The sequence below is a fragment of the Novosphingobium sp. LASN5T genome (genome assembly GCF_003856955.1).
Classification (GTDB): domain Bacteria; phylum Pseudomonadota; class Alphaproteobacteria; order Sphingomonadales; family Sphingomonadaceae; genus Novosphingobium.
The window spans coordinates 1-22,213 of the sequence record NZ_RQSI01000045.1 but is presented as its reverse complement, the minus strand read 5'-3'; the positions used below and the strand labels follow the sequence as shown (position 1 = coordinate 22,213).

Sequence of the window (22,213 nt, the reverse complement as noted above, 5' to 3'; positions counted from 1 at the left end):
GGGCGAGATTTTATTGGCTGAACGATGGATGTTGCCACGTGGCAACGTGCGAAGATTCAGGGTGAAATCGAGGCCCAGGCAGGGCTTGTTGCCACGTGGCAACAAGCGGCCGCCAAATGTGATTTGAAAGGTTTGGAGTAGGCGATGGCAAAGGGTAACCGGGGCTTCGGCAGCAGTTTGACAGAGGGGCTCGACGACGAGATCGACGTCGGCAGCCCTGCGCCATCGGAAAGCATTATGGCGAGCCGTAGTCAGAGCCTTGCGAGAATTGCTGCCGGGAAAGTCGTCACGGATCGTACCGAGTGGGTCGACCCATCTCGCTGTCGTCCCTGGCGTCTGCATAACCGCGATCTGGACCACTTGAACGAAGAGAGTTGCCGCGATCTCATTGACGCATTCCTCTCCGCTAAGAAGCAGCGCATTCCCGCAATCGTGCGCCGCCTCAAGGATGACCCAGACTACGACTTCGAAATTATCGCGGGCGTAAGGCGATGGTGGACCGTTCAGTGGCTGCGCGAGCATCATCACCCGGAATACGAATACCTCGTCACGATCCAAAACGTTTCGGACGAGGAAGCGTTCAGGGTTTCGGACATTGAGAACCGGTCGCGCAAAGATATCTCAGACTGGGAACGGGCGAAGGAGTATTCACGGGCGCTGGAGGAGTTCTATGATTCCAACCAGAGGGAAATGGCAGAGCATCTGAAGATTTCGCGCTCATGGCTTAGTCGCCTGCTCGATGTGGCGCGGTTGCCGGCCGAGATCGTGAATGCCTTTCCGGACACGCATGGCATCACGGTCCGCATCGCAAGAGACATCAAGCCCCTCACTTCAGAGAAGCGCACCCTGGATTTGATGGCAGCAGAAAGCAGGGCTATTGTTGCTGAGCGCGAAGATCTGGGAACGGCTATGCCCGCTCCGGAAGTCGCAAAGCGCCTTATTCGGGCAACCGTCGCTCCCGTAAAACCTGCTGGCGGTGAGATCGAAGTGAAGGGCGCCGCTGGCAAAGTGATCTTGCGCTATGCCCATTCTTCGAGGAGCGGATATACCTTCAAGGTGCCCGCGCGTAGCGGCGCATCGGCATCTGAAATCTTGAAGGCCATTGAGGCTATCTTGACGTCCTGACCTTTTGGGGGCGTTGCCGTGTCCGTGAGTCGTGTGACAAATCGCCTGGGTGAATCAGTCTGACTCGACTGATTCGAAATTCCCGTTGGAACGCGCGATTCCATCTGCGGCATGTGCTGTCGCATGGACAGCTTGAACCACGGCAGCTTCGTCTGGCTTGAGGCGGTATGCGGTGAACGCAATATCGCGCGGCGTTATACCGTCGCCCTGAGCCAGGACCTGTTCGGTGCGTCGATCGTCGAATTCGCCTGGGGGCGGATCGGGACCAAAGGGCAGGGGAGGGCGGTCTCGTTCGCCTGCGCGGATGAAGCTGCGCGCTTTGCCCGCCATCTGCTGCGCCGCCGGGCGTCTGCGCCCAAGCGGATCGGCGTGCCCTACCGCGAGGTCGCGTTGGCGCCGTAGTAGGCCTCAGGAGCCTCTGTGAGCGCCTTTAGGGGCCAGGGCATGGTCTCCGGGGCGCAGCGTTGCCAGATCGGCTTTCTCGAGCGCCATAGCGGCCTGTGAAGCGGTACGGCGGGTCACACCGAGCGCGCGAGCCAGTTCGGCGCGTGTGAGGGGGCCGAGGCCACCAATCAGTTGCCACATCGCTGGCGCCTGCGACGAGGCGTAGAGGCCCGCGAGGCGTTCTTCGCCGCGCGCAACCATAGCCGTGACGGCGGCGAGGTCCGCTCCTACGTCACCCGCCGCCGCGCCGATCGCACTCGACAGCAGGGAGGGGAGGGGGCGTTCGGGATCGGCACGGAACAGCGCCCGCGGGGCGAGCCCGGCGAGCGCCAGCGGCGCCGCGCCCAGGGCGAACAGGTGCGGGCGCATCGCGGCGGCGAGCGAGGCGGCCCAGGCACTTCCGCGCGCGGCGAACCGCTGGAACACGCGGCCCTCGATCAGCACCTCCTCGCTGCCGCCCTTGTGACGCGACAAAATTTACGACATTAGACGCATAATGTGGAATAAATTGGATATAATGACTGCTTCAGCGCGGAAATGCTTGTCACATGAAAAATGGTGCTATCTGCTTCGGTCAAAATAGGCGACAGTAAGGGTGGCCAGAAAACGCCGGGATTCTCCCGATGATCGAACGCAAGCCGCCAAGAACAGCCAGGCTATCGGAAACCGCGCTGAAGCGGGGTGTGGACATCTATCAAATCTTCCGAAAATCCGTGCCGCTGGATGAACCGCTGACCGCTGCGGCCGTGTCCGCGATCTCCAGCGAAACCGGCCTGGGTCCACGCCGGATCCGCGAGTTGGCACGGCGCTATCGCCACAAGCCGATTGCCGAGAGCCTGGCCTCACGGCCGCGAGGTCCAAAGCCGGGAAGTCGTCATGCGCCAACGGAGATCCTCGAGGCGATCGACGGCCTGTTTGAGGAACTTGTCCTGACAAAGGTGCCGCTCAGCGTTCGGGAGGCGGCTCAGCAGGTTCGCTATTTGCTGATTGCGGACGATGGCGACTATGGCTTCGATCCGGGGATCGTGCCGAGCTTTCGGACGATCGAGCGGATGATCAACGAAATAAGCGAGCCGCAGAAGGCGCGCTTCATGGGTTCGAAGCGACGGACCGCTCACGAGGCGCATCCGGGCGAATATAAGAGCGATGGCCTGCTCGATGTCGTGCAAATGGATCACACGCCGGCCGACGTCATGCTCGTCGACAGCGTGCACCGTGTCGCTCTGGGCCGACCGTGGGTGACTTTGCTCATCGACGTTTGGAGCCGCTGCATTCTGGGCTTCTACGTGAGTTTTGGGGCACCCTCGATTTTTCGCTGCGGTCGGGCCATCGCCAATGCCTTGCTACCGAAGCAACCGCTTCTCGACAGCCTGGGTCTCGACATCGACTATCCGATGCATGGCTTTTTCAAGAAGTTACATGCCGATCACGCCGGCGCCCATCGCGCGGAAGTATTTCGAAGCGCGTGCCAGACTTATGGAATTGATCCCGACGTGCGGCCGCGTGGCCCCGCACACTTTGGCACGCACATCGAACGATTGATCGGCACCATGGTCCGGAAAATGCGGCTGTTGCCGGGGGCGACCGGAGGCACTGTCACGGCGCGAGACGGGTACGATTCGGAAGCGGAAGCCGCGATGACGCTTGATGAGTTCGAGCGGTGGTTCCTTCGGGAGATTTGCCGCTATCACCACACGCCGCATGACGGCCTGGGCCAAATTGCACCTGCGCAAATGTGGGCCATGGGCGCCCAGAGCCACGGACCGCTGATGCCCCCCGGCGTCGACGTCGAGCAGCTGACGCGCCGATTTTTGCCGTGGGTGGAGCGGACGGTGCAATCGGGCGGCGTGAAGATCGATCACATCCGGTATTGGCATGAAAGCTTTGCACGGCGCCTGGGTCTCAAGATCATGATTCATTATGACGAAAGGACCATTCAGGCGGTCTACCCCGAGATCGATGGCGTGCTCCTCGCGGCAGGGGTGGTGGGATCCTATCCCAACGTGACAAAGCCCGAATGGGATGTCGTTGTCGCTGCCCGGCGCCAGGCAGGAACGGCGTATCAACTTGCTGGCGGGCAAGCAGAAATTGCCCGGTTAGTGCATGCCAATCGGCAGGAAGTCCTCAATGCCAAGGGCCGGACACGGCGATTGCGAGAGGAACGCAAGCGGCAAGAACGCGAAGGCATTTCGCATGCCAGACAGCCGGCAGAATCCGAGGTTTCACCAGAATCCAACTGGGTGTCGGTGGCTGACCTCCATGATGAAGGGTGGCTCCAATGGAGGGATTAGAACCTGCACAGCCGAAATTGCCGTTCTGGATTGACTTCAAAGAGGCGCGGCAGGCGGTCAATACGCTGGTTGGGGTCGCGCATGATGAACCGGATGAGCGGCCGCCCGTCATCATCCTCGTTGGCCAATCAGGTATGGGGAAAACCTCGATTTTGCGGGAGGCGAAACGGCGCATTGACCTCGATTTCCCCCAACCTTCTGGCTGGAACGATGCAAGGTATACGCCGATGCTGCGGACAGTGATCCCCGCAAGCCCAACCTCGCTGAAGATCAATTTGACGCTGCTCTGGAAGCAGGGCTGGCCGATCACCACCAGCATCCATCGCATCGCCGATCTGAAAGTTGTCGAATTGCTCGGTCGGCAGCGCACCAGGTTGGTGGCGGTCGACAACGTTCACGCGATCCTCACCGCTGGCGGCAAGGCGCGACGCGATACGCTCGATGCCTTTCGGTTCCTGATGAGCGAGGGCAATGTGCCGATGGTGGTTGCAGGCCTTGATGTCGCAGCGGATATTTTTGCCGAGGATGTTGAACTTGCCTATCGTTCCATCATCCTGAAACTGAAGCTCTGGCCACCAGGAGAGCCATCCCAGCAGCTGATTCTGGCCCTCGCTCGCGGTATGCATATGCTTGAACCGGATCGATTTTCTGAGCCTGATACGGCCGAGTTTATCTGGCGGCACAGCCGTGGCGTAACCGGGAATTTCAAACGCCTCCTGCACTGGGGTGGCAAGATTGCGAAAGACGATGGTCGCCAGCGGGTCGAGTTTGATGATCTGCGCGCCGCAGCGGCGATGCTCCCGGCTCTGGCTTGATGGCTCGCAAATGGTCGCCAAACCTCGAGCCCGAGACGCTGGCGTTCCCGATAAAGCCGCGCCGACATGAAGCGTTCGACTCGTGGTTGAACCGTTTGACCGTCGCGCACCAGGTGAGCCGGTCACAGCTTTTCCGCCATCTGCAGATCGATCCGGTTTTGGCGGGCCTGGATTTGGCGCGGGGGCAGGGCGGTCTCGATCCGGCACGGCATTCCGCCTGCGAAGCGATGGTGAAGCGGCTTGCCTGGGCGGTCGAGGTTGATCCCGAGCAGATCATGGCGATGTTTGTCCGGTGCGAGGCGGGTGCGCTCCTGCCAGGTCCGCATCGCCGTTACGTCTGCGCGCAATGTTGGTACGAGGCGCAGCGGGCAGGTGAACCTTTGATCGTGCGCCGGGAATGGATTTTGCGGGCGAGCTGGCGATGCAGGAGGCACGGGTTGCCGCTCAGCGACATGCGGACCATTCCGCCAGACTCCAGGGGACGGCCGCTTCAGGCATTTTTGGCGTATGCGGCCATACGATCTCGTAAGATTCTATTGAAAATCAGGCCGAATGCGCACGCGCGTGCGCAAAACAACGCCGTCCTTGATTACCTGATCGCACCCGGTAATTGGGAGGGGCTCGTCCCGCCATACCCGGCCTATCAGGCCCGGTTTGCAGTCAATCAATACCATTTTGCGAGTGATCGGATCGCGATGCTGGCCCTGGCGCACAGCTCGCGTTCCTACAGCGCGCGTCGATTTGAGCGCATGATCGCGGCCAAGCTGCCAGAGCGGCCGCTACCTGGTGGCGGAACCAAACCACCGGTTCGAGGCGCATTGCGGCTGCGGACCTGCAGGCCTTCCAAACCCAAATCCGCATGGACTTGCGATATCTTTGCACTGTTCGCCGCATACGGCGCGGTGCAGCAGCGCCGGGACAGGGAGAGGGAACTGGCGGCGTTATTCGCGCGCCTCGATCGGTTTCCTCGTCCCGCGACAACAGCCTGGCAGCCTAGCGATCTGTTTGGTAGCGCCAGTCAGGCAAGGCCATGGGTATCGTAATCGCGCATGCAAAGGTTGCGAACGGCCCTTGATGGTTCGCGAGATGCCTGGCTTCGAGTTGTCGAAGTAGCTTGGCGGCTCCGGCTTTGGTCGCGGGGAGCGCGCGGGCGAGCTGGGCCGGGGTGAGGGCGCCAAATGCGAACAGCAGCATCCAGGCGAGCGAAAGCCGTGAGTTCGACCGCTGGTTCGGAAATTCGCGCGCGAAGATTTCGGCGGCGCGGGGCATGCGGGCGATTTCGCAAGCGGTGTCGTGGAGGGCATCGAGCAGACTCTCCCGCGCGGCGGTGCGCCGTTCGTCGCGGTCGCGGTCGGCGCGGAACAGCCGGCGCTGGACGATGCCGGGGAAGGGGAGGGGTTTCTCGCTCAACCGGAACGCTGACCCAAGCGCCGTGGCGACGAGGTTGATCGCCCAGCAGGGGGTTCGCGCGGTGGCGGACAGGGCGTCTGCCTGAACGCCGCTCGAGTATCTAAACCTGTCTACCAGGCCGAGCAGTCGCTCGAGCGGATCGCCGGGCAGCTTCTCTTGGGCCACCGCCTCGAGCACCGCGTCGAGATCCCCCATGCTCGCCACGACGATCGCCTGGGTCTCGGTGGCCTCGCTGACCATCGGCCGGATGGCGATCTTGCGCACCATGCGGATCGCCTGCGTGAGCGGCTTTTCGCGAGGCGGCAGGGCGCGCTCGAGCAGGGTGAGGAAGGCGTTGCGCTCCGCGGCGCATTCCGCGCCGATCAACGCGGGCCCGAGCGTGATCGCGCGGTCCTGGCGGTACTGTTCCCAGGCGCGGCGGAGCCAGCGGAGCGCCAGCGCGGTCCGCGTTTCCGCGGGATAAGTGGTGGGAGAGGCGAGCAGACACCTGGCCAGAGCGTCGATCTGGCCGATCCGGAAGGCGATGGGGCCGGCGTCGATCGCGCTGCTCAAGCGAATGCCCCCCCTTTTGCTGCCTCGGTCGGGTTAGCCGGGGCGGCAAATCGGGTCAACCCGAGAGTTCACTAAACATACAGTTTGGTATCCCATCATTCCGGGCACGAAATACCCGGACTTTCCATAATTGAACCTTATGGTAAAATCGGTGTTGCCGACAGGACCGATTTTGCCCAAAAAGAACCGGTGAAACCCGCCGAAAACACCGATGCTCGCAGGACCTGATCAGCCGTTTCCGTCCGCGGTCGAGCTGGTGCTGCAGCGATACGCGCCGCTGGTCGATGCATGCGGCGCCAGCGCGATTGGGCTCGAGGCGGCGGTCAAGGCGATGGCGCCGGCGACCAAGGCTGCGATCACTGCCGACCTCAAGTGCTACCTAGCCTGGTGCGCAAGGCGTCGACCGGCCGTCTGGGCTGTGCCCGCCGAGCCGGAGAACTTGGTTCATTACCTCCACTGGCTTTCCAAGGGTTCGGACACGCGGCGCCCCGCGAAGCCCGCCACGCTGGCGCGCCGGATTGCCAGCATTGCCCGGGTGCACCGCATTCTGGGCTTCGGAGAAAAGGAGCCTCTGCCGACCCAGGCCGGTATGGTGCGCGACACGCTGAAGGGCATCCGTCGCGACAAGCGGCAACGCCAGCGGCAGGCTGCGCCGCTCCGGCTTGGTGAAGAGATGCTCGAAGGGCAGGGGGCTCCCGAAGGAGTGACGGTCAAGGCGCTGCTCGCCTCGTGCGGCACCGACATCATCGGTTTGCGTGACGCCGCATTGATCAGCCTTGCCTACGACGCTGGCTTGCGGGTCTCTGAACTCGTCGCAGCGGCGGTGGCGGATCTGCGGCAGGTTGGTGACGGCAGCGGCCGATTGGACATTGCCTATTCCAAGACTGACCAGTTGGGGGAGGGGGCTAAGGCCTGGCTGTCGCCCGATACCATGGCACGCGTGTCAGCCTGGTTACTGGCAAGTGGCCTCAGCGAAGGCCCGGTGTTTCGGCGTATCAATGTGCTGACCAGTCCTCCAGATCCGGCGGGCCAGCAGGTGGTCCGGCACTACATCGGTGCCAAGCCGCTGACCCGCCAAGGGGTGGTCGCCATCCTGCGTCGCCGGGTGCTCGAGGCTGTAGATCTCGGCCACGTCGAGCTCGAACTCGGAATGGAGGGAGCCGCGGTTCGCTCCCTGAGCGCCCATTCGTTCCGGGTCGGGCTGACCCAGGACCTGTTTGCGGCCGGGGAGGATGGCGCGGGGATTGCCCTGGCGCTGCGTTGGTCTTCTCCCACCACTGCCCTCCGCTACGCGCGCGAACTGGCCGTGGGCAATAATGCGGCGGCACGGGTGCTGGGACGCTTGCGCGACAGCGAGGCACCCTTGGTGGCGCGGCCCACAGCGAACCAGTGAGTGCCATCACGTTATGGCCCGGCCTTGGTATAGAATTGCGGATGCATCGCCCGTCGCAGCGTCTCGGCTTTCGCCAATTCTTCCAGCTGCGCTGAACTCGAAAGGCCAGGCACCTTTCTCAGTTGTCCGGCCAGCTGAAGCATCGCCCGCTGAAAGGCTTTGTTGCTGCTGGCACGCTGCCGGACGCCGAAATTGTGCAATTCGGCAAGATCGAGTGCGAGCAAGGCGATTGCTTCGGGAATATCGGAAAGGACAATGTTGCGGATGGTGGCGACATACTCGTACTCGCCGTGCCCGTAGAGATTGAGTTCGAGCAATCCGTCGGCCTTTAAATGACCGAGCGGCTCTCCGGCGAAATGGACGCGACCTGAGGCGGCCACCAGGCCGTGGGTAAGGTCCCATGTGAGCTTGTTTCGAGTGCGGGCAAGCCAGCGGGACAGCAACAAAAACTTGCGACGAAAGGCCTGCTCGAAGGGATGGCTGTGGGCGGGCCAGACTTCGAAGGCTGCGGGAATTCGTTCGAGTTGCTCGATGAGATGGGGGCCGTTGAAGAACGATTCCGCGCTGAAATGACGCAGCTCGACATAGCCCTTGAGCAGTTTGGCAAAATTGGCGGCGTAACCCTTGTCGCGTCCGGCAGTCGCATCGAGCAGATTTCTGAGGGCCGTCCCGAGTAGGAACTTGCCTTTCGGATCTTGCGCCAAATGTCGCAGCAGCGGAACGCCTACGGCATGGCGTTGCAGGCCAGTGTAGCGGCTGAACAGCCGATCGTTATTCGCGAGCAGCAGTAGCTCATCGACTCCGAGGATAAAGCGGTCCGGATCGAGCCGGAAACCATCGCCGGCATCGATGTTGATGTGCCAACCGCAGCCATCGGTATGCTCACTGGCGAAGAAATTGAAATCGCCGTCGATCTCATAAATTACCTCGCAGTGCTCGGTTCTGATCGTCTCCGCCTCCTCAAGAGGCAGCGGAGGGGTCAGCAGTTCCACGCCGGCAAGGCGGCCTTCCGGCCAATTTAGTGGGTCCAACCCATATTCCGGGACAACGTAGAAGCCAGGTCGCTGCGGGGCTTTGGATGGGGCCGACCAAGTCCGCCCCGTACGCTCGCGCAATTTTGATGCGAAGACTCGGCAGAAGGCCGGCGAAGCTTCGTCCATGGGTTCACCCTCGCGGAGCTCTCGCTCGAAACGGGGATCGCCCAAGTCGCCGAGGATGACCTCCAATTCGAAACCGACACGCCAGGAAGGGATCGCGGACATCGCCGGGAAGGTAATTCAAATCGGGAGCGTGTAAATGCGTGTGTCGCAATGTCAGCAATTTTGGCACATGGCAGGCCACAAGGTTGGCCGGCGGTGACGTCAACTTTGGCGCACCACACAGGCTAGGACAGGCGGGGCAGGGGGCTTCTCTCAACGTCCGCACACTCGGTTCAAACGGGATGGGTGCCAGGCATCTGATCCGCCTCGGACGATGGTCAACCGGGGCTCAAGCGATTACCATACGGGGACAACCGGTCGGTTGACCCCGTTAGATGGATTGTGACAAATGCCCTTGATCGGTTACGCCCGCGTTTCTACCGACGAACAGGATACCTTCGCCCAGATTAGTGAGTTAAGACGCGCAGGCTGTGTAACCCTATTCGAGGACCGGGCCAGCGGCGCTAGCCGCAGCCGTCCGAAACTGGCCAGCGCGCTCGCAGCGGTGGGACAGGGGGACACCCTCGTGGTTGTGCGGATCGATCGCCTCGCACGATCGTTGTCACATTTGCTGGAAATCGTCGAAGCGCTCCGCGCCAAGGGAGCGTATTTTCGCTCGATCAATGATCCGATCGACACCAGCAGCCCGCAAGGGATGCTGATGACACAGATGCTTGGCGCCTTTGCGGAGTTCGAACGTGCGCTTATTCGCGAGCGGACGCGGGCAGGGCTGAAGGCCGCGGTTGCGCGCGGCGCCAGACCGGGAAATCCGAAGATGCGCGCGAGAGACCCGTCGGCGATAGGCGACTTGCGCCACAGTTTGAAGGAAAAGCATCTTCACGAATTGGTCGATGGCCGGCTTCGATGGCTGCCAATCGTCGAGCGGTTGCGACCGCACTTACCCTGGAGCTTGGTGCTCCGGCGTATTCAGGCGCTTAAGCCGCCGGTGCGGTCGTTTTCCGAGCGTACCCTGGTGAAGGCATGCCGAACGTTGGTCGAAGCGGGCTACGCTGATCGGGTGATACTCGAGGCGGCGCCGCGATTGGCTCCCGACAGTCGGATCGCATTGCTGGTGGCCGACAAGCTCAACAACGATCCAGATGCTACTCTTCGCAGCCTCGCGACGTGGTTGAGCAAGGATTTGCGAGAGCCAACGCCGCGCAAAGGTACGCAATGGTCGCCTGAGGGGGTGAGGCGCGTGATTTCTCAGGCGCGGAATTTGGGCTTGATCGTCGTGCCGAAGTTACCGGCGACCTTATCGCCGTGAATGCCGGAGAAGGTCGGCTGCGGGCCGAAAGGCGACTGACAGCTTCCAGCGCAGGAGAGGCATGAAGTTGCCGTACAGATCCACCTCCGCATGCGTTGCTGCTTGACCAAACGCATTCGCCATACGATATGCGCCGGCAAGGCGATGGATTTCCGCCGGGCTTCGGCCGAACCGCCTTCGGGCTGATGATTCCTACCTGATGCGTTTTCGCAACAAGGAGGAATCGTGCGCGCTAAATTCGCAATATTGCTGTCGAACCTGAACGTCCTGACCTTTGTTCGGGACCGGCACGACCATGCTCTGTCCGTGTTGCGTTGGCTGGCGCTCCTTGTTCCCATGGCGGCGGCGGTGGGCAGTCTCTGCGCAGCCTTCCTCTGGAGCCTGGATATTGCCACGCGCACGCGCTTTGCGCATCCATGGCTGCTGTTCCTCCTGCCGGTCGGCGGGTTCGCGGTCGGGCTGCTCTATCATCTGTTTGGCCGCAGCGTCGAAGGCGGCAACAACCTGATCGTCGAGCAGGTCCATGAACCGGGCGGCGGCGTACCTTTGCGCATGGCGCCGCTAATCTTCCTCGGCACCGTTGTCACGCACCTGTTCGGCGGCTCGGCCGGGCGAGAAGGGACGGCTGTGCAGCTGGGCGGCAGCCTTGCCAGCGCCTTCGCCACGATGTTTCGGCTTGATGCCGAGAGTACCCGCATCATCCTGATGGCGGGTATTGCCGCAGGTTTCGGGGCCGTTTTCGGCACACCGCTGGCAGGCGCCGTTTTCGCTCTCGAAGTGCTGGCAGTCGGCCGTGTGGAATATCGGGCGCTGGTGCCGGTACTGATAGCTGCGATTGTCGGCGACTGGACCTGTCACCAGTGGGGAATCCACCACGGATTGTACCATATCGACTATCTCCAGCGCGCGGTCGGACCGATTGCCGTCGACCCGGTGCTTCTGCTCGAGGCGGGCGTTGCCGGTGTGGCGTTTGGACTGGTCGGCCTGCTGTTCTCCGAACTGTCGCACGGCTTCGGCGACTTCGTGAAGCGCCACGTCCGCTTCGGGCCGCTGCGTCCCTTCCTGGGCGGCCTGGCGGTGATCGCTCTGGTCTATCTGCTCGGTACGCGCGACTATCTTGGCCTCGGCGTCTGGGCGCCCGACGCCTCGACACCCACCATCGCCGGCTTTTTCGCGCCGGGGCCTGACTACTGGAGTTGGGCGCTCAAGCTGCTGTTCACGGTCGTGACGCTGGGCACCGGCTTCAAGGGAGGCGAGGTAACGCCGCTGTTCTTCATCGGCGCGGCGCTCGGCCACGCCCTTGGCACCCTATTCGGCGCTCCTGTCGATCTTTTTGCCGGTCTCGGGTTCGTTGCTGTCTTTGCCGGGGCAGCGAACACGCCTTTGGCCTGCACCATCATGGGCATCGAACTGTTCGGTGCTACCCATGCCGTCTACATCGCCGTAGCCTGTTTCGTCGCCTATCTGTGCTCAGGCCACAGCGGCATCTACCTGTCTCAGCAGATTGCCGTCCCCAAGCATCCGCGCATTTCCATCAGCCCCGGCATTACGCTGCGGAGCGTTCGCGCCGCGCGCCCTCAGATCACAAAGCAGGATCTTCGTAAAAATGACTGACACGGCTATTCTCACGTCCAGCGAGATCGGCATGCTGCGTATCTACATGGCGCCGCGTGATACGGCAGAGCCGCGCAAGGCATGGAAGCTGTGGTCAGCACGCCCGCTCTATCGTGAGCTTGTCGTCCAGGCCAAGGCTGCCGGTCTGATGAACGCCGTAGCCCATCATACCCATTACGGCTTCAGCAACCACGGGCCGGTGCTCGATCAGGGCGCGGAAACGAGCAATCCCTATCTGACCATGTGCGTCGAACTGATCGGCCACCGCGCCGATCTTGAACTGTTCTGCCAGCGGCATGCCGCCCTGCTGTCGACGAAGGTGGTCATCTACAAACAGCTCGAACATTGGTCGATCGAAGCCCCGGCAAGGCCGCATCAGGAGAGCAAAGCATAAAGATCCTTTCCGTCATCGTCGGAGCCGACAGCACTGCGACATGCCTCAATGCAGCCGTTCTCGCAGCGCAGAGCGTGGGGGACTGTACAATCGAAGCGCTGAATGTCGTGGTCGATCCCGGCCTGCTCGTTGCCGCCAGCGAAGAGGTCGATATGCAGCGTCTGCGCGAACATTGGGAAGGCACGGCCAGCGAGCGATCGGCCGCCTGCCACACGGCTTTCGTGGCATGGACCGCAGGAGCCGCCCAGGACGCGCCACCCGTTGCCTGGCGAACCATCGTTGGGGATGAGCAAGTCGTGGTGACGCAGGAGGCGAACAATGCCGACCTGCTGGTCGTGATCGCCCACGAGCGAAACATGGACGGCGGGGACGCCCTGCATGCCGCGCTGTTCGATAGCCAGAAACCGGTGCTGATCGTCCCGGTTTCCTGGAAGCCCCAGCCCGGTCAGAGCTTTTCGCGTGTGGCTGCCGGCTTGAGCGACTCCGATGCGGCAAGGCGCGCCATCGAGGCGGCCACGCCCTGGTTGGAAGGCGCCACTGACGTCACCGCTATTCGGATCGGCGATGCAGGTGATCCGGCGCTCAAGCTGGAAGCGCTGCTCGACGATGCAGGGATTGCGCACCAGCTCCACGTCGTGCCGCGCTCGCACGAAAACCTTGGTCAGCAACTCCTGACTGAGGCCCATCTGGCGGGAGCGGATATGCTTGTGACGGGAGCCTATCGGCATAACCAGCTGATCGAATGGTTCGCAGGCGGAACCACCCGGCACCTGCTCGCCAAGGCGGACATCCCGCTCCTGATGGTTCGCTAAGGTTGAAGGGGGCGTGATCTGACGGGCGCATCGACACGACGCAGCAGAGACAGGTAGCATCGCGCGATGATCTCCATCCCGAACCTGACGCTCGCTTATCTGCTGCTCGAATGGGCGATCCGGCTCATCATGGTGGTGGTCATTCCGGTGCGGCGTCCGCCCGAAGCGGCGCGCAGTTGGCTGCTTCTCGTGCTGTTCTTGCCGGTGCCCGCCTTCATCCTGTACCGCCTGATCGGCCGGGCCGCGTTCCCATCCTGGCGGCGGGACCGCTTCAGGCGGGCGGCGCCGGAGCGGGAGAGTGCCGGGCAGGCGCTGATGAGCAGCAAAAGCGCGCCTTCCCGGACAGCTGTGCTTGCACAATGGCTGGGCGGTTTTCCAAACTGTGGGGGCAACGCCCTCCATCTGCTTGAGGACTATGACGGCACGATCGACGCTATGGTGACGGCGATAGATGCAGCCCATGTTCGGGTGCATCTGCTGACCTACATCTTCGCAGACGACCGGACGGGACAGAAAGTCGCAGATGCCCTTGGCCGCGCACATGCACGCGGCGTCGATGTCCGCGTCCTGATCGATGCGCTGGGCTCGCGCCCTTGGGCAAAACGCAGCCTACCGATGCTGGCGGACCGAGGCGTCACTGCCCGCCTGGTCCTGCCGGTTCGCTTCGCGGCGCTTCGCCGTGCGCGAAGCGATCTGCGCAATCACCGCAAGCTGTGCCTGATCGATGGCAGGGTCGCTTTCGTAGGGTCGCAGAATATTGTGAACCGCGATTTCAAGCCCGGGATCGTAAATGACGAACTCGTAGCGCGGGTTGAAGGCCCGGTTGTCTGCGCGCTCGATGCGGTCTTTGCCAGCGACTTGTTCCTTGAGACCGAACAGACCATCGCGGCCTTGCCCGTGCCCGATGCCTCAGGCGCCTCAGAATTGCAGGCGATGCCCAGTGGGCCAGACTACCGCGTGCCCGGCTATGAGCGATTGCTCGTCGAACTCGTTCACGAGGCGCAAGAGAATATCACCATTGTCTCGCCCTATCTGATCCCAGACGAAGCCCTGCTGACCGCGCTCAAGAACGCGGTCGCACGCGGCGTCGCGATCGACCTCGTCGTTTCGCGTGTCGTGGACCAGCGGCTCGTGAACCTTGCCCAGCGATCCTATTATAGCGAACTGCTCGAGGCGGGCGTACGCCTCCACCTCTACCGCGACAGGTTGCTGCACGCGAAGAACGTATCGATCGATGGCCGCATGGCCGTCATCGGATCCAGCAATGCCGATGTTCGCTCCTTCATGCTGAATGCCGAGATCAGCCTGATCTTGCATGATGAAGCGTCCACCGGACCTCTCGCGGATGTCCAACGGGGATACATCCGCCGAAGCGACTGACTTTTGCTGGAGGAATGGCGTGATCGCCCGCGTGTTTCCCGCTTCTGCGAAAATCTAGCTCGCCTCGTCAGTCCTTTGCTGTGACCTCGCGCCTGCGGTGCCGGAAGTGTGCGGCGAGGCCGACGAGGAGCAGCACCGCGAGTACGGGCAGCAGAACATGGCCCACATCGCGGACGCGGCCAAAAGCGGCCTCGATGCCCTGACCGAAAAGGTAACCCAAGGTCACGAAGACCGTCGCCCAAACCATGGCCGCCAGAGCGTTGATGGCCATGAAGCGGGAGGCAGGAAGCGCAGTCGTGCCGATCGCGATCGGGCTGACGGTGCGCAGGCCATACAGAAAGCGGAACCCGAACACGAACAGCACCGGCCGCCGCTCGAACACATCGATGGCGCGGCGGAACGCGGCTTTCTGCTGGACGCGCTGAACGTAGCGATGATTGCGGAACCGGCGGCCGAGGGCAAAGAAGATCTGATCCGCGACGAAGGAACCGAGCGCCGCCGCTGCTATGGCGGCGGGGTACGCGATCAGGCCACGGTGGACCATCACGCCGCCCAGCACGACTACCGTCTCGCCTTCGATGCCCGCACCAAGGAACAGAGCCGCAAGGCCGTACTGGCTAAGGATCGCTTCAAGCGTCACGGCTTCTGCCGCTGGACCACCGCGCCAGCCTCATCCGGCGCGCCGGAACGGATTACGAGGAAGCGGCGCTCTGCAGGCGCGGCATCCTTGACGATCTGCCGGATCGGGCCAACCGCATTGACGATCGCCGCGCCTGCCGGATTGGTCATGAACTTGGCCAGCGGCTCGATTGTACCGGTGCCATCCTGACGTGCCGCCAGACCCAGCGTAAAGGTCTGCTTGGGCGCCAGTCCGGCGACGGCAGCCTGCAGGATCTGGACCTGCCCCTGATCGAACAGCGACACCTGGCTCTGTCCCTGACCTTCCAGGACGACCTGCGCTTTCCCCTGCGCCTTGGCGAGCGGCACGAGGTTGTCGAGGCCTTGCCCCGAAGGCACGGCGCCGGGCACATAGGCGACGCCTTGCGGGCCCTGTCCGATCGGGATCGTGGCAATGACCTTGTTCGTGGCCGTATCTATGACGGCGACTGCATCGTCATTTTCCAGCCCGACATAGATCCGGCTGCCATCGCCTGAGGGCCAGAGCCCATGCGGCAGCGCGCCGACCGGCACCGAGGCGATCTGGTCGAAAGTGTCGGTGCGGAACACCTTGACGATATTCTGCGTGCCGACCGTGACATAGGCGAACTGGCCTTTGGGAGTCCTGGCGATGTTGACATGGTTCGTGATCGGCCCGGTGTCGATCGTCTTCATCACGGCGAAAGGCGGCTTGGCGTCGAAGACCATGACCTTGCCGACGTCCTTGAGCGTCAGCCATACCTGCTTGCCGTCAGGCGTGGCGGCGATGTCCGGGCAGAACGGGCTGTCCTGCTTCACGCGGCCAACGATGCGCTTCGACCTCGTGTCGATCACGACGGTTTCCGGCGAGAAGCTGGAACAGACGTAGCCGTATTTCCCATCGGGCGAGAAGATCGTCATGCCCGGCCCATTGGGTACAGCAATACGGCCCGTCTCCTTGAAGGTGGTCCCGTCGAGCACAGCGATATAATCCTCGCCGCGCACGCTCACCCAGACTTCTCGGCCATCGGGCCGGAAGAAGGCTTCATGCGGGGAACGCCCGACGTAGGCGGTGTGCTTCACGGCATTGGTCGCGGTATCGATGAAGCTGACCGAGTTGGACCCGATCGACACGACCGCCAGTGTACGGCGATCAGGCGAGAAGCCCATGCCATGCACCAGAAGCTGGCCGCGATAGAGCGGGCTGAGATTTGCAGGCGTAGGATCGCCGAGCTTGATGACACCCAGCAGCGTGTTCGTCGACGGATCGATGACCGATACCGTGTTGGAAAACTGGTCCGAGGTGTAGAAACGGTCCTGAGCGCTGATAGCCCGATCAGGCTGGGCATTGGGAACCTGCTGCGCATTTGCCGGGAGTGCGACAAGGGCAGCCGCTATCGGCAAGGTGTACGACACGATGCTCAGCGTCTTCTTCATTTGTCGTCTCCCATGTGATGGTGCGCGCTGGCAGCGGGGCCTGTCTTTTTCGCGAGAATGTCCTGCATGACGGCGATCTCCTGCCGCTGCTCGACGATGATGCCCTGAGCCAGGCGGCGCAGGCGTTCGTCTTTTCCGTATCTGAGCTCCGCTTCCGCCATCTCGATCGCGCCCTGGTGATGGGGGATCATCATCGCCGCGAAGTCGCGGTCCGGGTCGCCCGATGGCGCAATCATCATCGCATGGTGCATCCGCTCCATGGAGGCTGCCATCTGGCTTGCAAAGCCATCGGACGATGCCGCCAGTGCGGCCGCCGATGCTGTCGCCGCGCAAAGGCCGGCCAATCCCCATAGCAGTTTCAAGTGAAGCCCTTTCGTCATGGCGTTCCGGCGATAACGCCTACAGCGGTCGCAGGTGTCATCCTCGCAGCATGCAACGGAAAAAATGCGAGCTGCCGAGGAGCAGGTACGCCAACGCAGGCGTTGCCTGTCGAACACATGGCGCAACACTCGCCATCGATCCAACCGATGATTTTTGTAGTTTCGATAGGATTTGACGATCAATGGCCTGGCTGGATGATCCCGCGTTGATCGCCGAACGCAGAGCGGCACTTGGTGCGCCGCACATTGCGCCGCTGGAGATATGGCGTGAGGGGCTCGTTGGCGCAGGACACACGGTGCCGCATTTCGACCCGTTCGATGGCGGCATAGATGCGCGCCTTCTCCTGCTTCTTGAGACGCCGGGCCCCGGGCCTGATCGCACTCGCTTCGTGTCGCGGGACAACCCATCTGGCACTGCTCGTAACCTTCGCCGTTATCTGGAAGCGGCGGGCATCGCGCGAATGGACATCGTTCAGTGGAATTGCGTGCCCTGGATCGTCCACGCCCCCGGTGCCCGCAATCGCGCGCTGCGCCGAACGGAGATTGCCGAAGGTCTCGCAACGCTTCCCGACCTGCTTGCGAAACTGCCGGGCGTGCGGGTCTGCATCTTGGCGGGCCGGGTGGCGGCGGGGGCGGAAGCACTTATCGAAGAGGCACGGCCCGATGTGTCGGTCATCACCATGCCCCACCCTAGTCCGGCCAATGTCTGCACCAGTCCTGATGTCAGCCAACGGATCGAAAGCGCGCTGCTCGCCGCCAGGAACGCACTCATCAAATGATCTTAGAACGAGATTGGAATGATATAATCAATGCGTTGGAGTGATTGATCGGGCTGCGGTATCAATGGTGACAGGAGATCACCATGACCCTTGAACAATTACGCATCTTCGTGGGCGTTGCCGAACGCGAACATATGACGCGGGCCGCCGAGGCACTGGGCGTGACCCAGTCCGCTGCCAGCGCGGCGATCGCTACGCTGGAGGCCAGGCATGACGTGCCGCTCTTCAACCGCGTGGGCCGCGGCATCGAACTGACCGAGGCGGGTCGCATGTTCCTCGATGAGGCACGCGCCGTTCTTGGCCGCGCCGCGACGGCGGAGCTTACCCTGGCCGAGTACGGCGGCCTGAAGCGCGGAACCCTGCGCCTTGTCGCCAGCCAGACCATCGCCAGCTACTGGCTGCCCTCGCGCTTGGCTCAGTTTCACAGCCGCCACCCCGCGATCCGCGTCGAACTCGCAATCGACAACAGCGAGGGTGCGGCGGCACAGGTACTGGATGGCCGCGCGGAACTGGGCTTTGTCGAAGGTTCGATCGACCAGCCCGCACTCGCCCACTGGAAAGTCGGCGAGGACCGGATGCTGCTGATCTCGGGGCAGGCTGTCGATACCATCGATGAGGACTGGGTGCGCGGCGCCAACTGGATCGTGCGGGAGCACGGGTCCGGCACACGGTCGAGTTTCGAGGATGTCCTGCGTGATCGCGGTATCGATCCGGCAGACCTGAACATCGCCATGACGCTGCCGTCCAACGAAGCCGTACGGTCCGCTGTCGAGGCCGGCGCCGGTGTCGCGGTCCTTTCCGAACTGGTGGTGCGCCGCGCGCTTGCTGCGGGGCACCTTCATGAATTGCCGCTCGCGATGCCAGCCCGTCCATTTGAGGCGTTACGCCACAAGGAACGGTATCGCACTCGGGCAGCCGACGCGCTGACCGAACTGGTCAAGGAGTTTGGATGATGACCACGGATATCAAGCCCATCCTCGAAGGGATGCGCCCGCTCAGCCGGCTCGATCACCCGCGCGAGATGATCCGCCAGTTCACGCCCAACTGGTTTGCCGCAACCATGGGCACGGGCATCCTTGCGCTGGCCCTCCCGCAGATGCCGGGCATCGGCGCTTCGCTCAAGCCGGTGGGAGAAGTGATGTGGTTCTTTAACATCGGGCTCTTCACCCTTTTTACCGCGCTCTATACCGCGCGCTGGATCCTGTTCGGCCACGAAGCGCGGCGCATCTTCGGGCACAATACCGTATCGATGTTCATCGGCACGATCCCCATGGGCCTCGCCACGATCATCAACGGCTGTCTCGCATTCGGTATCGCGCGCTTCGGCGAGGGCATCGTGCCGGTCGCCACGGTCTTGTGGTGGATCGACGCCGCCATGGCGGTGAGCTGCGGTGTGCTGATCCCGTACTTCATGTTCACGCGCCACCAGCATTCACTCGATGGGATGACGGCGGTGTGGCTGCTGCCGGTCGTGGCGGCCGAAGTGACGGCTGCCAGCGGAGGACTGTTGGCGCCGCATCTGGCGCAGGGCAGCGCACAGTTTGGGATGCTCGTCACGTCCTACATCCTGTGGGCCTATTCGGTCCCGGTCGCCTTCAGCATTCTTGCACTGTTGATCCTGCGCATGGCGCTCCACAAGCTGCCGCATGAGGGCATGGCCGCATCGAGCTGGCTGGCGCTTGGCCCGATCGGTACCGGCGCGCTGGGCATGCTGGTTCTGGGCGGCGACGCCCCCGCGATCATGGCTGGGCATGGGCTGGCCGATGTCGGCACTGTCGCCCAAGGCATCGGCACAATCGCCGGTCTGTTGCTGTGGGGCTTTGGCCTCTGGTGGCTGGCGCTCGCCTCGCTCATCACCTGGCGCTACTGGCGGGCAGGTATCCCGTTCAACCTTGGCTGGTGGGGCTATACCTTCCCGCTAGGCGTCTTCACCGTGGCAACCTTTCGCCTTGGCACGACCCTGAACCTTGCCTTCTTCGGTATCGTCGGCACCGCCCTGACCCTGGCGCTCGCGCTGATGTGGATCGTGGTGGCCGCCAAGACCCTGATCGGCGGATGGCGCGGCAATCTGTTCGTATCACCCTGTATCGCCGCTACAAACTGATCGGGCATTGCGATCAGTAACGGCGTTCTGATCGCTTGCTTCTCACAGCAGCACCCGCCACCATTTTGCCCGAGAGGATACGACCATGGACAGACTGGATGCTGAGCTCGCGGCCGAAACAAGCCGCCGCCGTTTCCTGCAGAATGCCGCGCTCGGCGGTGCAGCCATCGCTGCCGCACCCGCTCTGGCGCAAGGCATCACGCAGGGTCTGACCGACCTGCATCTCCCCGGCGGCAATGCGCAGCGCCCAATGACGAGCGCATTTCCCGGCAAAGGAAGCATGATCCTCCAGCGCGTCCATCCGCCGTTGCTGGAAACACCGATGGATGTCTTCGACCGAGATGTGTTCACCCCCAATGACCAGTTCTTCGTGCGCTGGCATTGGGCGGACATCCCGACCTCGATCGACGTCGATGCCTTCCGGCTCACTATCCGCGGGCACGTCAACAAGCCGATCGCAATCAGCCTCGAACAGCTGATGCGCCTGCCGCGGGTGGAGATGGCCGCGGTGAACCAGTGCTCGGGCAATTCGCGCGGGCTGTTCCAGCCCCGCGTCCCCGGCGCGCAGTGGGGCAACGGGGCGATGGGCAATGCGAAGTGGCTCGGCGTGCGCCTGCGCGATGTGCTCGATCTGGCCGGGGTGAAGGCGGGGGCGGTCCAGGTCCGGTTCGGGGCGCTCGATCAACCTGTGGTCGCCGGTGCCCCGGACTTCGAGAAGGCGCTCGACATCGATCATGCCCGCGACGGCGAAGTGATGATCGCCTTCGGCATGAACGGCACGCAGCTGCCGCTCCTCAACGGCTTCCCGATCCGGCTGATCGTGCCGGGCTGGTACTCGACTTACTGGGTCAAGATGCTGAACGACATCGAGGTCTTGCCCGGGCCTGATGACGAATACTGGATGGCCAAGGCCTACAAGATCCCGGCGACGCCGGGCGCCAATGTAAAGCCCGGCGCCAAGGACTTCCCAACCGTTCCGATCAACCGCATGATCCCGCGTTCGTGGGTTACCAGTCTGGGCGAAGGTCAGCGGATCGCACACGAGGCCTCGATCCCGCTCGGCGGTATTGCCATGGGCGGCGACTGCGGCGTGGCACGGGTCGATGTGTCCACCGACGGCGGTCGCCACTGGTTTGCAACCAAGCTCGGACCGGACCACGGGAAGTACAGTTTCCGGCGGTGGGACGCCCAGGTTCCCTTGCCCGGCCCCGGAAAGACGTCGCTTATGTCGCGCTGCTGGAATACGGCAGGCGTCGCACAGCCGATGGCGCCGATCTGGAACCCTGGCGGTTTCATGCGCGGCAATATCGAAACCACTACCATCGTGACGGCATAAGGAGCTTTGGCATGAAAGCGCCAACCCCAGGCATGCTGGCCGTCGGACTGCTCGGCGTGACCGTCTTCACCCTCATGATGGTGGGCCCTCCCGGCAGCTACACCCCGCTGCCCGAACCCCAATCCACAGGGCCTACACCCAGCAGCATTTCCGTGAACGGCTTTACCATGACCTCGGATACGGTCGATCTTCCTATCGATGAGCAGCAATATCCCGATGGCCCTCATGCCGATGTCATCAATGCGAATTGCACGTCTTGCCATTCCGCCAGCATGGCGATGACCCAGCCAGTGCTTTCAGCGGACCAGTGGAAGGCAACGGTCACCAAGATGAAGGATGTCTACAAGGCTCCCGTGGCGGACAAGGACATTCCGGCTATCGTCGACTATCTGACGGCGATGAGTGCAGCGCAGGATGGGGCGCCGACCGGAAAGGCTCAGGATACCGCCCCCGGCACCGCGCCGGATGCCTCCGGAGGAACGGGTTGAGGCGCCAAGCTGCGTAACGTCTGCTTTCAGGCGCTACCCTAGGAGCATTGAGCGGCGGGAATGGGCGCATGTTGCCCAATCGCGGGACGGAATGGAATTGATGAAATCCAGCAGAAGCGCCGCATTCAGGTGCGCGCCGCCAACCTCCTAAGTTAATGGACACTTGCCGCTAAAAAGCGTGCGGCCAGCTAGAGGCCAAATGCGCCTGCCATCCGTAGGCTCGCGGGTACTTAGAGCGGTTTCCACACGAACTGACTCGTCAGGGATTCCCTTCGCGGCGCCGTTGTGATTCAGACTTCCTGCTGGTGTCAGGAGGCCAGCATGGATGGCACGAACGCTTTCACAGGATCTTCGGGA

The 22,213-nt window shown here is 62.7% G+C and carries 22 protein-coding genes and 1 riboswitch; of the genes, 16 read left to right on the top strand and 6 right to left on the bottom strand.

What is annotated here, in order from left to right; all coding sequences use genetic code 11:
* Positions 1-144: 144 nt before the first annotated feature.
* Together EH199_RS20160 and EH199_RS20155 are read left to right on the top strand one after the other, a co-directional pair.
* Entirely contained in the window at positions 145-1,125 is a 981-nt protein-coding gene (locus tag EH199_RS20160) for a ParB/RepB/Spo0J family partition protein (protein ID WP_124810939.1), read from the top strand.
* A 123-nt stretch (positions 1,126-1,248) separates the two neighbouring features.
* Positions 1,249-1,527, top strand: a complete 279-nt coding sequence (locus tag EH199_RS20155) for a WGR domain-containing protein (RefSeq protein ID WP_124810938.1) — start codon at positions 1,249-1,251, stop codon at positions 1,525-1,527.
* A gap of 6 nt (positions 1,528-1,533) precedes the next feature.
* On the opposite strand, the gene EH199_RS20150 is transcribed toward EH199_RS20155, so the two are convergent.
* Positions 1,534-2,043 (bottom strand): helix-turn-helix domain-containing protein, encoded by a 510-nt coding sequence (locus EH199_RS20150; RefSeq protein WP_223806808.1) that lies wholly within the window; start codon positions 2,041-2,043, stop codon positions 1,534-1,536.
* A gap of 149 nt (positions 2,044-2,192) precedes the next feature.
* On the opposite strand from EH199_RS20150, the gene EH199_RS20145 reads away from it, so the two are divergent.
* The 3 genes from EH199_RS20145 to EH199_RS20135 are packed head-to-tail and all read left to right on the top strand — an operon-like array spanning position 2,193 to position 5,718.
* A complete protein-coding gene (locus tag EH199_RS20145) occupies positions 2,193-3,860 on the top strand; it encodes a Mu transposase C-terminal domain-containing protein (RefSeq protein ID WP_223806807.1) in 1,668 nt (555 codons plus the stop codon).
* Positions 3,848-4,675 (top strand): TniB family NTP-binding protein, encoded by an 828-nt coding sequence (locus EH199_RS20140; protein ID WP_124810937.1) that lies wholly within the window; start codon positions 3,848-3,850, stop codon positions 4,673-4,675. The genes EH199_RS20145 and EH199_RS20140 overlap by 13 nt, the downstream gene beginning before the upstream one ends.
* Positions 4,675-5,718 carry a TniQ family protein gene (locus EH199_RS20135; protein ID WP_124810936.1) on the top strand — a complete coding sequence of 348 codons (1,044 nt, stop codon included), beginning with the start codon at positions 4,675-4,677 and terminating at the stop codon, positions 5,716-5,718. The genes EH199_RS20140 and EH199_RS20135 overlap by 1 nt, the downstream gene beginning before the upstream one ends.
* On the opposite strand, the gene EH199_RS20130 is transcribed toward EH199_RS20135, so the two are convergent.
* Complete coding sequence (locus EH199_RS20130) at positions 5,669-6,637, bottom strand: hypothetical protein (protein ID WP_223806806.1); 969 nt, start codon at positions 6,635-6,637, stop codon at positions 5,669-5,671. The genes EH199_RS20135 and EH199_RS20130 overlap by 50 nt on opposite strands.
* A gap of 211 nt (positions 6,638-6,848) precedes the next feature.
* Between EH199_RS20130 and EH199_RS20125 the strand changes: the two genes are divergently transcribed.
* A complete protein-coding gene (locus EH199_RS20125) occupies positions 6,849-8,030 on the top strand; it encodes a tyrosine-type recombinase/integrase (protein WP_124810934.1) in 1,182 nt (393 codons plus the stop codon).
* Between the two features lie 11 nt (positions 8,031-8,041).
* Here EH199_RS20125 and EH199_RS20120 read toward each other — a convergent pair whose 3' ends face one another.
* Positions 8,042-9,190: a hypothetical protein gene (locus EH199_RS20120; RefSeq protein ID WP_124810933.1), complete on the bottom strand. Its 1,149-nt coding sequence runs from the start codon at positions 9,188-9,190 to the stop codon at positions 8,042-8,044.
* 388 nt (positions 9,191-9,578) lie between these two features.
* On the opposite strand from EH199_RS20120, the gene EH199_RS20115 reads away from it, so the two are divergent.
* The 5 genes from EH199_RS20115 to EH199_RS20095 all read left to right on the top strand — a co-directional run bounded on the left by EH199_RS20115 (position 9,579) and on the right by EH199_RS20095 (position 14,696).
* Positions 9,579-10,496, top strand: coding sequence for a recombinase family protein (locus EH199_RS20115; RefSeq protein ID WP_017503726.1), 918 nt, complete (start codon positions 9,579-9,581; stop codon positions 10,494-10,496).
* A gap of 131 nt (positions 10,497-10,627) precedes the next feature.
* Positions 10,628-10,698, top strand: a riboswitch (Fluoride riboswitch).
* 23 nt (positions 10,699-10,721) lie between these two features.
* On the top strand, positions 10,722-12,110 hold the full coding sequence (locus EH199_RS20110) for a voltage-gated chloride channel family protein (protein WP_010339505.1): 1,389 nt from the start codon (positions 10,722-10,724) through the stop codon (positions 12,108-12,110).
* Positions 12,103-12,504 carry a DUF190 domain-containing protein gene (locus EH199_RS20105; RefSeq protein WP_008830660.1) on the top strand — a complete coding sequence of 134 codons (402 nt, stop codon included), beginning with the start codon at positions 12,103-12,105 and terminating at the stop codon, positions 12,502-12,504. Before EH199_RS20110 ends, EH199_RS20105 begins: the two co-directional genes overlap by 8 nt.
* 107 nt (positions 12,505-12,611) lie before the next feature.
* A complete protein-coding gene (locus EH199_RS20100) occupies positions 12,612-13,316 on the top strand; it encodes a universal stress protein (protein ID WP_223806805.1) in 705 nt (234 codons plus the stop codon).
* 66 nt (positions 13,317-13,382) lie between these two features.
* Entirely contained in the window at positions 13,383-14,696 is a 1,314-nt protein-coding gene (locus EH199_RS20095) for a phosphatidylserine/phosphatidylglycerophosphate/cardiolipin synthase family protein (protein ID WP_037509278.1), read from the top strand.
* Positions 14,697-14,763: 67 nt separating this feature from the next.
* On the opposite strand, the gene EH199_RS20090 is transcribed toward EH199_RS20095, so the two are convergent.
* From EH199_RS20090 to EH199_RS20080, 3 genes are read right to left on the bottom strand one after another with little or no spacing between them, the layout of a single operon-like run.
* Complete coding sequence (locus EH199_RS20090) at positions 14,764-15,336, bottom strand: DedA family protein (RefSeq protein WP_124810932.1); 573 nt, start codon at positions 15,334-15,336, stop codon at positions 14,764-14,766.
* Complete coding sequence (locus tag EH199_RS20085) at positions 15,333-16,769, bottom strand: YncE family protein (RefSeq protein WP_048939397.1); 1,437 nt, start codon at positions 16,767-16,769, stop codon at positions 15,333-15,335. Before EH199_RS20085 ends, EH199_RS20090 begins: the two co-directional genes overlap by 4 nt.
* The gene (locus EH199_RS20080; RefSeq protein WP_100239783.1) at positions 16,766-17,149 is read right to left on the bottom strand and encodes a DUF305 domain-containing protein; all 384 of its coding nucleotides are present in this window, start codon (positions 17,147-17,149) and stop codon (positions 16,766-16,768) included. Before EH199_RS20080 ends, EH199_RS20085 begins: the two co-directional genes overlap by 4 nt.
* A gap of 182 nt (positions 17,150-17,331) precedes the next feature.
* Between EH199_RS20080 and EH199_RS20075 the strand changes: the two genes are divergently transcribed.
* The 5 genes from EH199_RS20075 to EH199_RS20055 all read left to right on the top strand — a co-directional run bounded on the left by EH199_RS20075 (position 17,332) and on the right by EH199_RS20055 (position 21,856).
* The gene (locus EH199_RS20075) at positions 17,332-17,928 is read left to right on the top strand and encodes a uracil-DNA glycosylase (protein WP_048939396.1); all 597 of its coding nucleotides are present in this window, start codon (positions 17,332-17,334) and stop codon (positions 17,926-17,928) included.
* An 83-nt stretch (positions 17,929-18,011) separates the two neighbouring features.
* Positions 18,012-18,881: a LysR family transcriptional regulator gene (locus tag EH199_RS20070; protein WP_048939395.1), complete on the top strand. Its 870-nt coding sequence runs from the start codon at positions 18,012-18,014 to the stop codon at positions 18,879-18,881.
* Positions 18,878-20,032: a TDT family transporter gene (locus tag EH199_RS20065; protein WP_223806804.1), complete on the top strand. Its 1,155-nt coding sequence runs from the start codon at positions 18,878-18,880 to the stop codon at positions 20,030-20,032. Before EH199_RS20070 ends, EH199_RS20065 begins: the two co-directional genes overlap by 4 nt.
* Positions 20,033-20,117: 85 nt before the next feature.
* Positions 20,118-21,368, top strand: a complete 1,251-nt coding sequence (locus EH199_RS20060) for a molybdopterin-dependent oxidoreductase (protein WP_008830651.1) — start codon at positions 20,118-20,120, stop codon at positions 21,366-21,368.
* Between the two features lie 11 nt (positions 21,369-21,379).
* On the top strand, positions 21,380-21,856 hold the full coding sequence (locus EH199_RS20055; RefSeq protein WP_008830650.1) for a hypothetical protein: 477 nt from the start codon (positions 21,380-21,382) through the stop codon (positions 21,854-21,856).
* Positions 21,857-22,213 lie beyond the last annotated feature (357 nt).

Bases quoted from the DNA above. Each gene is read 5' to 3' on its own strand.
- EH199_RS20085 (WP_048939397.1), bottom strand. From the start codon at position 16,769: ATGAAGAAGACGCTGAGCATCGTGTCGTACACCTTGCCGATAGCGGCT.
- EH199_RS20155 (WP_124810938.1), top strand. From the start codon at position 1,249: ATGGACAGCTTGAACCACGGCAGCTTCGTCTGGCTTGAGGCGGTATGC.
- EH199_RS20145 (WP_223806807.1), top strand. From the start codon at position 2,193: ATGATCGAACGCAAGCCGCCAAGAACAGCCAGGCTATCGGAAACCGCG.
- EH199_RS20115 (WP_017503726.1), top strand. From the start codon at position 9,579: ATGCCCTTGATCGGTTACGCCCGCGTTTCTACCGACGAACAGGATACC.
- EH199_RS20065 (WP_223806804.1), top strand. From the start codon at position 18,878: ATGATGACCACGGATATCAAGCCCATCCTCGAAGGGATGCGCCCGCTC.
- EH199_RS20070 (WP_048939395.1), top strand. From the start codon at position 18,012: ATGACCCTTGAACAATTACGCATCTTCGTGGGCGTTGCCGAACGCGAA.
- EH199_RS20075 (WP_048939396.1), top strand. From the start codon at position 17,332: ATGGCCTGGCTGGATGATCCCGCGTTGATCGCCGAACGCAGAGCGGCA.
- EH199_RS20125 (WP_124810934.1), top strand. From the start codon at position 6,849: ATGCTCGCAGGACCTGATCAGCCGTTTCCGTCCGCGGTCGAGCTGGTG.
- EH199_RS20105 (WP_008830660.1), top strand. From the start codon at position 12,103: ATGACTGACACGGCTATTCTCACGTCCAGCGAGATCGGCATGCTGCGT.
- EH199_RS20120 (WP_124810933.1), bottom strand. From the start codon at position 9,190: ATGGACGAAGCTTCGCCGGCCTTCTGCCGAGTCTTCGCATCAAAATTG.
- EH199_RS20140 (WP_124810937.1), top strand. From the start codon at position 3,848: ATGGAGGGATTAGAACCTGCACAGCCGAAATTGCCGTTCTGGATTGAC.
- EH199_RS20160 (WP_124810939.1), top strand. From the start codon at position 145: ATGGCAAAGGGTAACCGGGGCTTCGGCAGCAGTTTGACAGAGGGGCTC.
- EH199_RS20055 (WP_008830650.1), top strand. From the start codon at position 21,380: ATGAAAGCGCCAACCCCAGGCATGCTGGCCGTCGGACTGCTCGGCGTG.
- EH199_RS20060 (WP_008830651.1), top strand. From the start codon at position 20,118: ATGGACAGACTGGATGCTGAGCTCGCGGCCGAAACAAGCCGCCGCCGT.
- EH199_RS20095 (WP_037509278.1), top strand. From the start codon at position 13,383: ATGATCTCCATCCCGAACCTGACGCTCGCTTATCTGCTGCTCGAATGG.
- EH199_RS20135 (WP_124810936.1), top strand. From the start codon at position 4,675: ATGGCTCGCAAATGGTCGCCAAACCTCGAGCCCGAGACGCTGGCGTTC.
- EH199_RS20080 (WP_100239783.1), bottom strand. From the start codon at position 17,149: ATGACGAAAGGGCTTCACTTGAAACTGCTATGGGGATTGGCCGGCCTT.